General features: G+C 44.4%; 10 protein-coding genes and 1 other RNA gene. 5 read left to right on the top strand and 6 right to left on the bottom strand.

Features of this window, described 5'->3' with window-relative positions; translation table 11 throughout:
• Window positions 1–32: 32 nt before the first annotated feature.
• Together MJO46_RS04775 and ffs are read left to right on the top strand one after the other, a co-directional pair.
• Window positions 33–398: a ComEA family DNA-binding protein gene (locus MJO46_RS04775; RefSeq protein WP_253988333.1), complete on the top strand. Its 366-nt coding sequence runs from the start codon at window positions 33–35 to the stop codon at window positions 396–398.
• A gap of 258 nt (window positions 399–656) precedes the next feature.
• An RNA gene (gene ffs, locus MJO46_RS04770) (signal recognition particle sRNA small type) lies at window positions 657–754 on the top strand.
• Between the two features lie 97 nt (window positions 755–851).
• Here the strand turns inward: ffs and MJO46_RS04765 are convergent.
• From MJO46_RS04765 to dinG, 6 genes are read right to left on the bottom strand one after another with little or no spacing between them, the layout of a single operon-like run.
• Complete coding sequence (locus MJO46_RS04765) at window positions 852–1,136, bottom strand: late competence development ComFB family protein (RefSeq protein ID WP_007647196.1); 285 nt, start codon at window positions 1,134–1,136, stop codon at window positions 852–854.
• Between the two features lie 33 nt (window positions 1,137–1,169).
• Window positions 1,170–2,078, bottom strand: coding sequence for a histone deacetylase (locus MJO46_RS04760; protein ID WP_253988332.1), 909 nt, complete (start codon window positions 2,076–2,078; stop codon window positions 1,170–1,172).
• 29 nt (window positions 2,079–2,107) lie between these two features.
• On the bottom strand, window positions 2,108–2,800 hold the full coding sequence (locus MJO46_RS04755) for a DUF2057 domain-containing protein (RefSeq protein ID WP_253988331.1): 693 nt from the start codon (window positions 2,798–2,800) through the stop codon (window positions 2,108–2,110).
• Window positions 2,801–2,809: 9 nt separating this feature from the next.
• Window positions 2,810–3,472 carry a primosomal replication protein gene (locus tag MJO46_RS04750; RefSeq protein WP_253988330.1) on the bottom strand — a complete coding sequence of 221 codons (663 nt, stop codon included), beginning with the start codon at window positions 3,470–3,472 and terminating at the stop codon, window positions 2,810–2,812.
• On the bottom strand, window positions 3,469–4,242 hold the full coding sequence (locus MJO46_RS04745; protein ID WP_253988329.1) for a TSUP family transporter: 774 nt from the start codon (window positions 4,240–4,242) through the stop codon (window positions 3,469–3,471). Before MJO46_RS04745 ends, MJO46_RS04750 begins: the two co-directional genes overlap by 4 nt.
• 9 nt (window positions 4,243–4,251) lie before the next feature.
• A complete protein-coding gene (gene dinG / locus MJO46_RS04740; protein WP_253988328.1) occupies window positions 4,252–6,324 on the bottom strand; it encodes an ATP-dependent DNA helicase DinG in 2,073 nt (690 codons plus the stop codon).
• A 104-nt stretch (window positions 6,325–6,428) separates the two neighbouring features.
• On the opposite strand from dinG, the gene MJO46_RS04735 reads away from it, so the two are divergent.
• The 3 genes from MJO46_RS04735 to MJO46_RS04725 all read left to right on the top strand — a co-directional run bounded on the left by MJO46_RS04735 (window position 6,429) and on the right by MJO46_RS04725 (window position 13,451).
• Window positions 6,429–8,858, top strand: coding sequence for a DNA polymerase II (locus MJO46_RS04735; protein WP_253988457.1), 2,430 nt, complete (start codon window positions 6,429–6,431; stop codon window positions 8,856–8,858).
• A gap of 221 nt (window positions 8,859–9,079) precedes the next feature.
• Complete coding sequence (locus MJO46_RS04730) at window positions 9,080–10,288, top strand: porin (protein ID WP_253988327.1); 1,209 nt, start codon at window positions 9,080–9,082, stop codon at window positions 10,286–10,288.
• Window positions 10,289–10,841: 553 nt separating this feature from the next.
• Complete coding sequence (locus MJO46_RS04725; protein ID WP_253988326.1) at window positions 10,842–13,451, top strand: TonB-dependent receptor; 2,610 nt, start codon at window positions 10,842–10,844, stop codon at window positions 13,449–13,451.
• Window positions 13,452–13,521: the final 70 nt, after the last annotated feature.

Below are 13,521 nucleotides of genomic sequence, written 5' to 3'. Positions count from 1 at the left end.
AAAGGCCGAATATCATGGAAAGAGGAACTATTATGAAAACCACACTCAATATAACGGCTATTGCGAGTGCCATTGCGCTTACTGCATTAGTAGCCATCCCAGCAATCGCAGCGGATCCCGTCAAAGAAGCCACTAAAGTACAGACTCAAGCAAACATGGATGTGAAAGATGCGGCATCGGAAGCGAAAAAAGCGATGCCTGATACCGCACAAGTCAATATCAATACCGCCTCCGCTGAACAGTTACAAATGTTGAAGGGGATCGGCGCCGCTAAGGCCCAAGCCATCATAGATTACCGTACTCAAAATGGTAAGTTTAAGGCGGTTGATGATTTAGCGAATGTATCGGGTATAGGTGCAAAACTGATTGAACAGAATCGACATTTGATAAAGATCTGAGTTAATAATCCGTATTGACTAATGATTATTTGAGCGTACTAACGATGAAAAGCCTACAAATGTAGGCTTTTATCATTTAAATACGATGCATACACAATGGCACACGCGGCGGTTTGCCTATAGATTGTCCAGTTAAGCGGGATATTTGCCAAATGGGTGGATTAGCACTTGATCCCTTAGGTGCCATAGGGGATAATCCGCGTCGTTCAACTAATGTCCTCACTTAATTGTGGGCTGTTATTTGAAGTTATGGTGACCCTAGGGTCCCCCCGCAATGATAACTTGTGAACTCGGCCAGGCCCGGAAGGGAGCAACCGCAGCAAGCGACTCGTGTGCCGGGGTGTCGGCTCTAGGGGAACCTCCAATCTCTGCTCGTTTATCCTCTTTTTAGCAAACGTCCACTTTTTTAGCTTCACATTTTACTATTTTGCTAGCGAATACCGCCTGCAAAAATTAATATTCTGTTTCTTCCTGCAACCTTTTTTGTAGATTCTGCTTGAGGAAGGCTCGGGATTTTTCCAATGCGGCTTGAATTTCTCGCTTCAATTCCTGTAACTCGTTGTAGTCTTCAAAAAAGTAAGTGTCGACGAGGTGGCGTATATAACGCACGGGCAGTTGGTTGAGGGTTACACAACAGAGATCGGCTAAATAATCCTCTGGCAGTTCATCCATAAGTCCTTCATCGGATAACATTTCCATTAAGAGAACTTCGTAATAATTACGGATTTCGAGTTGCATCGCTGTGCTCCATGATGGTTTTTATTGAGTGTGCTACCACAAATGGTTTGCCGCAATAAAAAGTTGGCTGTGTCTTTGGCTTAATTGTAGTGTGTCTCTGCTATAACCGCCGCCTATCACAGCTGCAATTGGAATATTTGCCGATTTTGCCATTGATAATACAGTTAAATCCCGTCTGAATAGCCCTTCTTGGCTGATGTTAAGTAAACCGAGATCGTCATCTTGATGAATATCGACCCCTGCATCATAGAGGATTAGATCCGGCTGATGGATCCGAATAAGGAGGGCGAGCGTTTGCTCAACGGTTTCAATATAGGCTTTATCATCGGCGCCCTTGGAAAGCTCAATATCATGGTGGGAGCTTTGTTTACGGCTAGGGAAGTTTTCTTTGCAATGGATTGAGCAACTGATGATCCCATTATGCCTATGGCTCAGGGTAGCGCTACCGTCACCTTGGTGAACATCACAGTCAAAGATGAGCACCCTATGGAGTTGCTTTTCTGCAGTGACTTTTTGGGCAGCGATGATTAAGTCATTGAAAATACAGTAACCACTGCCAAAGTCATAGTGCGCATGGTGATAACCACCGGTTAAATGCAGACTAATGCCATGCTCGAAAGCGAGTGAGGCCGTGAGTGTGGTGCCCGCCACTGAATGTAAAGTGCGCTCGACTAAGGCTTCACTCCAGGGAAAACCAATTCGTCTGAGCGCCGCAGTTGGCAAAGTGCCGGCGATAAACTGCTCAACATACTCTTTTTGATGCACTTGCATGACATCCAGTGCCGTCATTGCGATGGGTGCGTGAAACTGCGCTGGTGTGGCAAGCTGATTATCGAATAAGTATTGCCGAAGGTTTGCGTATTTAGTGGTGGGAAATCTGTGATGAGAGGGAAGCGCCAGCTTGGAATAGCTGGCGTGATAAACCAATGGGATCATAGTCAATATCGACTAAACCTTGTTAGCGCAAGGTGTTATAGCTGTGAAATCGCCCAGCTCATAAATTCTTTGCGTGTTTTCTCATCGGCTTGTAGCCACCAATACTGCAACATTTGCTGGGGATTGGCTGTCGCAGCCTTAGATGCATCGACTGGTGCCGTTAATGACGTTGCATTGACAGCGGCTTGGGTAGCGGTGGGCGCCGATGCTACCACGACGGCCGCAGCCCCTGCTGCCCCCGTTGCTGTAGCAGCCGTACCGGATACATCAACGGCTTGGTTACCACTGAATAGACGGGAAACAAAACTTTCTTCTTCAATATCGGTATTGGCAACTTGGTAGTTGACTTGGCCCTTGTCGCTGCGGGTTAACACTACCTGTGGGTTTTGAGCATAGGACTTAGGTTTTTTGACCACTTCGCCTTCGGCGGCCTGTAGGTGGTATTGATGATCACCATCGACTTCTAAGGTCACGATAAAAGGAGCTGATTTTACAAAGGTTTGGCTATCACTAAAATCATCTTCAACCATCTCATGGTAACGGATGGCGATTTTGTGAGTTCCGGGGGCCAATTCTAAGCTGCTCTTGTGATTAAATACGCTGGACTCGACTTTTTTACCATCGAGGGCAAGGTATTCGAAGGACATGGGAATATTCAGATCTGCAGCAAAGGCTGAGGCAGAGCCGAGTAACACGAGCAGACTACTGATTGGCAAAAGTGATTTCATTATTGTTCCTTAACGATTATGGCTCTGATGCGGACGTTCGAATGCTTGAATGCGATCTTCTATATAACTGATAGCTTGTCTGCATTTCCCTAAACGACGATGCATCAAAAGGATGTCATTTTGCAAACTGATTTTGTCAGCACTATGACAGTTTTCAAGTTTTGATTCCATTTCTGCAATTTTTTGCTCAAATTTTTTCGCCCAGTTTAAGTGCTTGTTCAGTTCTTCGTAAATTTCATGGCTATTTTGTAACACATTGCTGGCGATCCAGCCAAATCCGCTTTCTTGATGGGATTGGGCTTGGCGCTTAGCAAAACGTGCGCGGCTACTGGCGCGTTGCTGATTTTTTGATTTTAAATCAATGGATGTGGTCAGGAGTGCACGTTTTACCGCTGTGAATCTATCTTGAATGCGTTCACAACTCAACGCGATAGTGTGATGCGCGAGTTTGAGATTAATTTGTTTTTCCAACTGACTGATGCTACTGCGGATTTGCTCAATGCAGGGCATTAACTGGGCACCATGCTGAATAAATAACGATTGGTTAAAACGCTCAGTATCCTGCAAGAGTTTTCGTTGCTGCGGTGCGAGGTGGTTATCGTACAGAATGACTTCCTGCTCGAGTGCTTTTAGTTGATTTTTCAGGATGCTGAGTAGCTGCTTTGTATTCAAAACCATGCACTCCAAACTAAATTTGCCGCAATCGCTAGGACAATTAACACAAATAAAGGCCGAATAAAGGGGAGGCCCAATTTAATTGCACAACGGGCGCCGATAAACGAGCCTAACATCATGCACAAGCCCATCCAAAGTCCTATTTGCCATTGGACTTGCCCAAGCCAAGCAAAAATGGCTAAGGCGGTGAGATTGCTGGTAAACGTCATCGCACGGGCAAGGCCGCAGCTGTGAAGCAAGGGTAATTTATAGAGTGAACCTGCGCTGACGGTCCAAAATGCGCCAATGCCTGGGCCAGCAAAGCCATCATAGGCGCCGAGGATCAGTCCTTGTAGTCCTTGTTTTTGTCTCGGCGGTGGTTGAGTCAATGCCTGACAATCGGTATCGGATATCGCGTTTGGGCTGACTAAGCTATAAACAGCGATACCGATTATCAGTAAGGGTAAGATCTTTTCGAGCCACTGTGTGTCTAGCAAATAAACTAATAGGCTACCAAGGATAGCCCCCACAAAAGTGGCAATAAATGCCATGTACCAGAATGCGGGTTTAAACAGATGTTGGCGGTAGTAGGTCCATGCCGCCATCGATGAGCCAAAACTTGCTGCGAGTTTATTTGTGCCAAGGGCTGTGTGTGGGGCAATACCAAGGGTTAAGAGTGCCGGAATTGACAATAGACCACCGCCGCCAACTACGGCATCGATAAAACCAGCGATTAAGCCAATGACTGCCAACAGGGCCCAGTTGCTGGGCTCGAGTAACAACTCCAAATTTAAATCCTACTCTATGACACGTCTAAAGGGAGGCAAGGCATCTAACAGGGATTTACCGTAACGTTTAGTCACTAAGCGCCTATCTAAAATAGTGACGCGGCCATAATCCTGTTCTTTACGCAGTAATCTACCACAACTTTGGATGAGCTTGCGCGAGGCATCTGGAATGGTCAGTTGTAAGAAGGGGTTGCCACCTTTAACTTTGACATATTCCGCATGGGCTTGCTCAACGGGTGAGGTGGGTACCGCAAAGGGCAACTTAGTGACAATCAGATTGGTCAGATAATCCCCCGGTAAGTCGAGTCCTTCTGAAAAACTGCCCGTACCAAACAAAATGCTAGGTTCACCTTTATCACACTTGGCTTTATGATTTTCGAGCAACTGTTGCCGTGGGGCATTGCCTTGGATAAGCAGCTCAGTGGTCAGTTTACCTTCAAGCAATTCAACCACTTTTTCCATTTGCCAATAGGATGCAAATAGCACTAAGGTTGCCATTTCTCCCTCAATTAATTCAATGATTTGCTCGGCTAACTCCTCGGTATAGGCATCATCCGTAGGCTCAGTCTTCATTTTGGGTAAATAAAGTGTGGCATTATTGGGGTAATCGAAGGGAGATTGCAGTGCTAAATAACGACTCCCATCGTTAAGGGATAACCCGACCTGATGGGCGAAGTGATCAAAGTTATTGAGTGCACGTAGGGTGGCACTGCATAACACGACCCCTGCGGCCTTTTGCCACAGCATAGATTCGAGCATAAAGCCGACTTCTATGGGGGATGCACTAAACAGATAATCCACTTGTTTTCCCGTGATAAGTTCAATCCAGCGTGCCATTGGCGCACCTTTATGGGTGTCCTCCTTGGCCATCATGCGCCATAGTTTTTGCAAATTCTCGAGGCGCTGTAACATAAACCCCATTTCGGCTTGCAGCGCTTCGGACTGATGTTTGGGGATATCACCGTCTTTAATGGCCTCGGTGAGCAACAATTGCATCTTGTTAAATTGCTTAAGAGCAAGATTGGCTGTGGTGGCTAAGTTTTCAGCGGGGGTCCTAAGGGCCTCAGGCAGCTTGCCATGCTCGAAGCGATAACGGCTTTCTGGGTTGGCAAATTGTTTAGTTTGGGTATCGCAATAATGGGCGACTTGATTAAGCTGGCCGATAAGATCGCCAATATGGTCCTGCATTGCCTGTGCTGGGGCGATGATATTATTGCTTTTTATCTGATTTTGTAATTTTGCGCTGGTCTTACCGACCTTTTCAAGCCAATCGGCGGCGCCCCTCAGGGTTGCCTGTGCGCTGGAAAAATCCCGCGCCACAATGGGCAGATGGTGGGCTTCATCGATAACATAAAACACCTCTTCGGGATCGGGCAGGATCACGCCGCCACCTAGTTCTAAATCGGCAAACAGCAAACTGTGGTTAGCGATCAGTACATCCCAGGTATCGACGTCTTCACGTGCCTTGTGGAAGGGGCAATTCCTATGACTCGCCACTTGCCGATGACAACTGTGTTTATCGCAGGCGATTTGCTGCCAAAGATGATCTGGGATGGGTGTCGATAGCGTATCGAGTTCGCCATTCCAGCGACCTTCGGTATAGTCCTTTAGCAATTCATGCAACATGGCAATTTGGCTGTTATCGGGCTTAGTTTGCCACATGGCCATTTGGGTACTGTTATCGTCGCCAATCAACATGGCAAGCTTGGACAAACAGACATACCGCTGGCGACCTTTTACTAGGCCGAAGCGAAAGTTTAACCCAGATTGCTCAAGGAAGAAGGGCAGATCTTTGTGCAGTAACTGCTCCTGAAGCGCGACAGTCGCGGTGGCAATACAGACCTTTTTTTTGCTTGCTAAGGCGAGCGGAATAGTCCCCAAAATGTAAGACAATGATTTACCAATGCCCGTACCCGCTTCGACCACAATAATGCGCCTGTCTTTGTCGTAATCACCGGCGAGGGTCTTAGAAATTTCGGCCACCATATAATTTTGTTCGCGGCGCGGCCTAAAATTAGGCAAGGCGCTGGCGATATCTTTATAGATGGCGCGGATCTGGGTTTTTACATTGTCAGGTAACATGCGTCATTACTTTATCGAATTAATGCTGTACATAATAACAGTGATTGCATAGCCTAAGAAACTTTTCTGCCATTTAACGGCATTTAAATTGGAAACCCATGCAGATGAAGCCTGAGACTATGGCACCAATGAGTGTACAAGGTCGAGTCTTAACCCGCCATGCGAGCCAACGTGATGGGCATTTAGTGTTGCAATATTATTTGGCAACTGAGCAAGGCCCTGTGCTGGTGGAAGTGCACGATACGGAATACCTCTGTTTTTGTCATCAAGTGGATGTGGCCGCCCTACAGTTGCAGACGCCGGGCCAAGTCCTACGATTTGTCCCTTTAGCCCTAAAAAGCTTCAAAGGCGCTGCCGTGGCTGGGATTTATGCCAAATCAAGTAGCACAATGCGGACCGTGCAAAGGATTGCGAAGGACGCCGACATTCCCTTATTTGAGGCGGATATTCGGCCAGAACAGCGATTTTTAATTGAGCGTTTTGTCGCCCTTGATGTGGCTTTTTTAGGGCATTTCTCTGCGACGAGTAGCGACAGTCTTGAGGCTAATTCGCTGCCCGTGTTTATCGCCGAGCGGGCTAAGAGTATTGCTCCTTTAACGGTGGTGAATTTACGCTGTATCTCACTGGATTTTGAATGTAACTTTGAGGGTTTACTCTATTCGGTCGCGCTATATGGTCAAGACAGTAGCCAAGTCGAGGGGCAAGGCAGCCTCAAGCAGACTTATGAAAAAGTGATTATGGTGGGCGAAGCTGAATCAAACGCCCCCGAGTATATTGAATGGGTGACCGATGAAGCAGCACTTATTCATCGATTAATCGCGTGGTTCCATGAGTTTGATCCTGATTTTATTATCGGTTGGTCGGTGGTGACTTTTGACTTGGCGTTGTTATTTCGCCGAGCACAATTGCATCACATTCCCCTTCGAATTGGGCGCGGCGGTACTTTACTCGAATGGAAAGTTGATAATAAATTCCGCCCAGAAACCTTGAGCCTACCAGGCCGTGTGGTACTCGACGGTATAGATTGGCTTAAGGCGGCGTTTTATCATTTTGAGCGATTTTCCCTGGAGTTTGTCTCCCAAGCGCTGCTAGGTGAAGGCAAAGCGATTCATAACGTTGATAATCGTGTGCAAGAAATCGATGCACTTTTTGCCAATGATAAGCAGGGCCTCGCACACTATAATCTTACCGATAGTCGCCTCGTTTGGGATATTTTTCACCATACGCAGTTATGGGATTTTGCCCTTGCAAGGGCTGAACTGACGGGGTTAGAGCTTGGGCGCGTCGGTGCTTCGGTCGCTGCATTTAATCATTTGTACTTACCTCATTTGCATAGAGCGGGCTATGTTGCACCCGATACGCCAGCGAGTCAGGGGATAGAGAGTCCCGGCGGTTATGTGATGGACTCTGTCCCCGGACTATATCAGCATATTTTAGTTTTTGATTTTAAGAGCTTATATCCTTCGATCATTCGCACTTTTCTGATTGACCCTAAAGGGTTGATCGAAGGGTTACAGTTGCCCGAGTCAGAATGCGTCCCTGGGTTTCTTGGTGGGCGATTTAGTCGCCAGCAACCCATTTTACCTAAACTCATCCATAATCTTTCCGAGCAGCGTGAAAAAGCCAAGCGTGAATCGAATGCGCCCTTATCCCAAGCTATTAAAATTATTATGAATTCGCTTTATGGTGTTTTAGGTTCCCAAGGGTGTGTATTCCATGATGCCAAGTTGGCGAGTTCGATCACTATGCGTGGCCATCAAATTATGAAGCAAACGCGGGCTTGGATTGAAGACATGGGATATCAGGTGATTTATGGCGATACCGACTCGACCTTTGTATGGTTAGGTACAGATCCTGAGCTTACAGATGTTGCCAAGTTAGGTAAGACCATGGCTGCACAAATTAACGCTAAATGGCAGGCAAAAATTAAGCAGGAATTCCAACTTGAGAGTTTTCTTGAATTACAGTTTGAGCGGCATTATGAGCAATTTTTTATGCCGACTCTACGAGGTTCGCTGGAGGGCAGTAAAAAACGCTATGTTGGCGCTTGGCGAAACGATCAAAATGAACTTGAAATCACCTTTAAGGGGATGGAGCAAGTTAGAAGCGATTGGAGTCCTCTGGCGCGAAACGTTCAGGCTGAATTGTACAAACGCATGTTTAATCAAAGGGATATTAGTGGTTATCTCGCATCGGTGATTGATGAGCTCTTAGCCGGAAAGCGGGATGATGAGCTTATATTTCGCAAGCGGATGCGGCGTAATTTGGAGGAATATACCGCCAAAGCCTCTCCCCATGTCAAAGTGGCAAAACAATTATGTGAACTAACAGGAAAAACTTCATTTGGCAAGAGAGGTGCGCAGATTGATTATGTTATCACACTCAATGGTCCGGAACCTGTACTGTACAGAACGTCGGTAATTGACTATCAATATTATATTGATAAACAGATCCGCCCCATCGCCGAGCCTGTATTTTCAATAATGAAACTAAACTACATGGGCATTACATCGAAACAACTGTTGTTAATATAGTGTTTTTATTGTTCTTTACCTGTTGGCTTTGCTGGTGGTTGTAGCGTTGCAACCTGTTTTGTAGTGGTTAACTGGTGTATTTTTGTGATGCTAATCGACATATTCTTTAGGTTTCGCTTTGAGAGCTCGTTGAAAGTTTGCTACCCTCAAAGGGAAATTGTAAGGAAATATAACAACGGAATGACGTTGATAGAACATAAACGAAAAAGGTTAAGCACCAAATGAATAAAACGTTAGTAGCAACTGCGTTAGCAGCAATATTCCTCGCTCCAACCGTCTCGGCAATTGAGATCTACAAAGACGATAAAAATGCCGTCGAAATCGGTGGATTTATTGATGCTCGCGTAATCAATACGCAAGGGGAAACTGAAGTTGTTAATGGTGCTTCTCGCATTAATTTTGGTTTTAGCCGTGAACTGACCCACGGCTGGAATGCATTTGCCAAATTAGAATGGGGTGTTAATCCCGTTGGTAGCAGCGACATCGTTTACAACAATCGTTTTGAATCTGTTCAAGATGAGTTTTTTTACAACCGCCTCGGTTATGCGGGTATTTCCAATGATGACTATGGAACGATTAGCATTGGTAAGCAATGGGGTGCTTGGTACGATGTGGTATATAACACCAACTACGGTTTTGTATGGGATGGTAACGCCGCGGGTGTTTACACATTCAACAAAGATGACGGCGCGGTTAACGGCGTAGGCCGTGGTGATAAACTGGTTCAATACCGCAATGCATTTGGTGATGTGAGCTTTGCGGTTCAAGCCCAATTGAAAAACAGCAGTTTCTACACCTGTGATGTTGAAAATATCACCGAAGAAGCTTGTGAGGCACGTTGGAACCAAGGTGAAGCTGACGCGCAGCAAGTGACTTATAACTATACCTATGGTGGAGCTGTTACCTACAAAGCAACGGATATGTTGAGTTTAATGGCGGGTATTAACCGTGGTGAATTTGATATTGATTACGGTAATGGTGATCAAAAGACTGCTGTTGACCTCATCTACGGTGCGGGTATTACTTGGGGTAATTTTGACAATAACGGTTTCTATGCTGCTGCTAACGTTAACAAGCAAGAAAATCACGATACCGATAATATTGGCCGATTAATCAAAGACGCTTATGGTATTGAAACCTTAGTATCTTACAAGTTTGACAATGGGTTACGTCCATTTATCTCTTATAACCTGTTGGATGCCGGTAAGGATTACGTGATTCAGCCAAACTTTAACGCCGATCCTAATGATGTATTTAAACGTCAGTTCGTGGTTGCAGGGCTGCATTTTGTCTGGGATCCGAACACTGTTCTCTATGTAGAAGCACGTAAAGATTTCAGTGATTTCACTAGTGCCAATAAAGAACAAGAAGCTAGAATGTCAATTTCAGAAGATGATGGCATCGCAATCGGTATCCGCTACACTCTGTAAGAGCAACATTTTATAAAGTAAGCGCTAAACTAAGCTCAATGTTTTTATTGCCAAATGCCAGTCAGCCATGACTGGCATTTTTGTTTGCGTAATACGCATATCGATAAGCGCTTTAATATCAATCTTGGTTGTTTTGGGAAAATGAAACAAAATTGACTGTTTAAAAGGTGAGCAGTTGTCGAGTTAACTTCTACTTCAGGACGCCGTAACTTACATTTTAAAGCCGTTCTCAATGAGCATATTTTTTTGTAAATGGAAGACTATTTTTTGTTAGATCAAGGGCATAAATCTTAGTCGCTCTAAACTTGCTTTTAAGCCAACATGTTACTTTGAATGATTTTAACTTTACTTAAGATGTTGATTTTTATATTTTTTGTTTAATTCGGCCATTTTAAAATGCATTACTATTGTAATTCTGTGGTTGTATTTGTTGATTTTATGTTTCCCATGTGTTTTTATTGTGTCGCCTATACGTAGCTTTGTGGCGCATTTGGTGCCTAAAGGTTGCTCAAAGTAAAAAATAATAAATAACAAATATCCAGGGAGATAGACAATGCATAAGAATAGCTTATTGGCTAAATCAGTACGTTTTGCGTTGATTAGTGGTGTTACTGCCGCAACGTTAAGCGTGCCTGTTACTTTTGCTGCTGAAGAAGACGGCGCGAAAGTTGAACGTATCGAAGTTACTGGTTCACGTATTAAACGTAGTGATCTAGAAGGAGCTTCGCCTGTAACAACAATCACAACTGAAGATATGAAAGTTGAAGGTAACTTTACCGTTGCGGACGCACTTCGCAACAGTAACCTTAACTCTTTCGGCTCATTCTCTGAGCGTTCTGGTAGCTCTGCACAGTCACAAGCGACTATCGATCTACGTGGTGCAGGTTCGGCCCGTACTTTAGTGTTGATCGATGGCAAACGTTTCCCTGGCTCTCCAACTCTTGGTGGTGCCTCTGCTAACTTGAACGCCATCCCAATGGCAGCCGTTGAACGTATTGAAATTTTAACCGATGGTGCGTCATCAACCTACGGTTCAGATGCGATTGCGGGTGTAGTTAACATCATCATGAAGAAAAACTATCAAGGCATTGAGTTCAATGTCGGCGGTGGTTCACGTGAACGTGATGGTGGCTTAACAAGCAAAGAATTCTCTGTCGTTGCTGGCTATCAGATGGACAAAGGCAATCTTACGTTTGCATTTGATCACCAAGATCGTGAAGGCATTGCAGATGCGGACCGTGATTATACCGCACCAAGTTTAAACGATTTGAACGGTGATGGAGAAATTCAGTTCGAAGAAGCTATTGGTTGGAGCCAATACGGTGCAACTGTTCGCAGTCCCGATAAAACGATGAAACTAGCGTCACCACTTTGTGACGATTTGGAAGCAAAATATGGCTCTGATAAGTTTCAAACTATTAAAGCAGATAACGTATCAGGCCCAGGTCATACTTATTGTGCTTTTGCACCAGCTAACGTTTCATATAACAAAGCATCTGTAGACCGTAATACAGTATATGTTGATGCTAACTATGAAGTTGCGGAAGATGTGGAATGGTTTGGACGTATAATGTTCACTCAGAACAACTCATTTGGCCGTTATGCTCCTCCTGCCGCACCTTGGAACAACATGGATGCTGATAACCCACACAACCCTTTTGGTGAGGATGGTGCTACAGGTTATTTCCGTTGGGTAGATATTGGTAATCGTGATGGGAACGTTGACGATTATAACCAAGATTACTTAACCGGTTTACGCGGAACTATCAGTGCTCTGAATGATGCAACTTGGGAAGTCTATTATCATCATAATATTGCAGACAATAAATCTATTGGTGAGTATTATTTAAGCTATTCTGGCTTAGCATATAATGAGGCCAATGGTATTGATCTCGGCTCTGAAGCCGGTGTTAATAATATGAAAGCAACGACATTAACTCAGGACAGTGCAACTTTCCAACAATGGAACGCTGGTATCGGTTTCGATGCATTTGAATTGCCTGCTGGTGCAGTTGCCCATTACTTTGGCATGGAGTATTTCGAACAAGATTACTCTTCTGTTTATGATGCTCAATCCGAGGCTGGTTTAGTCGGTGGTAGTGCTGGTAACTCCGCAGGCGGTGATCGTCAAGTTTGGGCTGCATTCTATGAAGCAGTATTACCTATTACTGATACTATTGAGTTAAACCTTGCTGCTCGTTACGACGATTATAGCGATTTTGGTAATAACGTTGCGCCAAAGGCTGCCGTTCGTTGGCAAGTGCTAGAAAATCTAGTTCTTCGTGCATCATACTCTGAGGCTTTCCGTGCTCCTGCCTTAGACCAATTGTATGCAGCAACAACATTCAGTGCAGAGTATGGTACTGACTATCCATATTGTGAATCAAATGGCATTAGCGAAACTGCTTGTTTGGAAACACAGTATGATACATATATCACTGCAAACAAAGACTTAGGCCCTGAAACATCTGATTATATCAATTTAGGTGTGGCGTGGGATGTTCTTGATAACTTTGGTGTTAAAGTCGATTACTTCGATTTAAATATCGATGATGTAATTAGTCAGCGTAGCATTACTAACGTTATGGAAGGTATTGCCTCTGGTTCTTTGACGGCAAATGATACTTTCTATGTCTTACGTGCACCAGGTACAGGTGGCGCTCTAGGTCAAGCGTATGAAGTTGGTACAGGTTATGGTAACGGTGATAAATTAGAAATTGAAGGTGTGGATGTTACATTAAACGGTAACTTAGAAACTAGCTTTGGTGACTTCTCTTTTAGCTGGACTAACAGCTTTATCCTGAGTTATATAGAGGAAGTCGAAGGCGGTTCTGAAGCAATTGATACCGCTGGATGGAATGGTCAACCTGATTATAAATCTGTATTTACTACAGTTTATAAAATTGGTAACAACTCTCTATCATGGAACATGAACTACACAGATTCTACATATGAAGATAAAGAGTCTGGTAGTTTGGATTCATGGTTAATTCATAACATCAGCTACGGTTATGACTTTGGTAACTATGGTTCAGTGTTACTCGGTGTTAATAACTTAACCGATGAAGATCCAGTCTTAAGTTCTTCAGGTGCTTATGAAAACCCTGATTTATATAACAACTATGGCCGTGAGTATCGTGCTAGTTATACTTTGAAGTTCTAATTCTAGATATTAGAATTTATATAAGGCCAGCAAATATGCTGGCCTTTTTCTTTATAAATGGATAATAAAT

The sequence above is a fragment of the Shewanella sp. KJ2020 genome (genome assembly GCF_024197625.1).
Classification (GTDB): Bacteria; Pseudomonadota; Gammaproteobacteria; order Enterobacterales; family Shewanellaceae; genus Shewanella.
Note: the sequence above shows the minus strand (reverse complement) of the source record. Positions and strands in the feature narration are given on the sequence as shown.

Bases quoted from the DNA above. Each gene is read 5' to 3' on its own strand.
- MJO46_RS04775 (WP_253988333.1), top strand. From the start codon at position 33: ATGAAAACCACACTCAATATAACGGCTATTGCGAGTGCCATTGCGCTT.
- MJO46_RS04765 (WP_007647196.1), bottom strand. From the start codon at position 1,136: ATGCAACTCGAAATCCGTAATTATTACGAAGTTCTCTTAATGGAAATG.
- MJO46_RS04755 (WP_253988331.1), bottom strand. From the start codon at position 2,800: ATGAAATCACTTTTGCCAATCAGTAGTCTGCTCGTGTTACTCGGCTCT.
- dinG (WP_253988328.1), bottom strand. From the start codon at position 6,324: ATGTTACCTGACAATGTAAAAACCCAGATCCGCGCCATCTATAAAGAT.
- MJO46_RS04735 (WP_253988457.1), top strand. From the start codon at position 6,429: ATGAAGCCTGAGACTATGGCACCAATGAGTGTACAAGGTCGAGTCTTA.
- MJO46_RS04730 (WP_253988327.1), top strand. From the start codon at position 9,080: ATGAATAAAACGTTAGTAGCAACTGCGTTAGCAGCAATATTCCTCGCT.
- MJO46_RS04725 (WP_253988326.1), top strand. From the start codon at position 10,842: ATGCATAAGAATAGCTTATTGGCTAAATCAGTACGTTTTGCGTTGATT.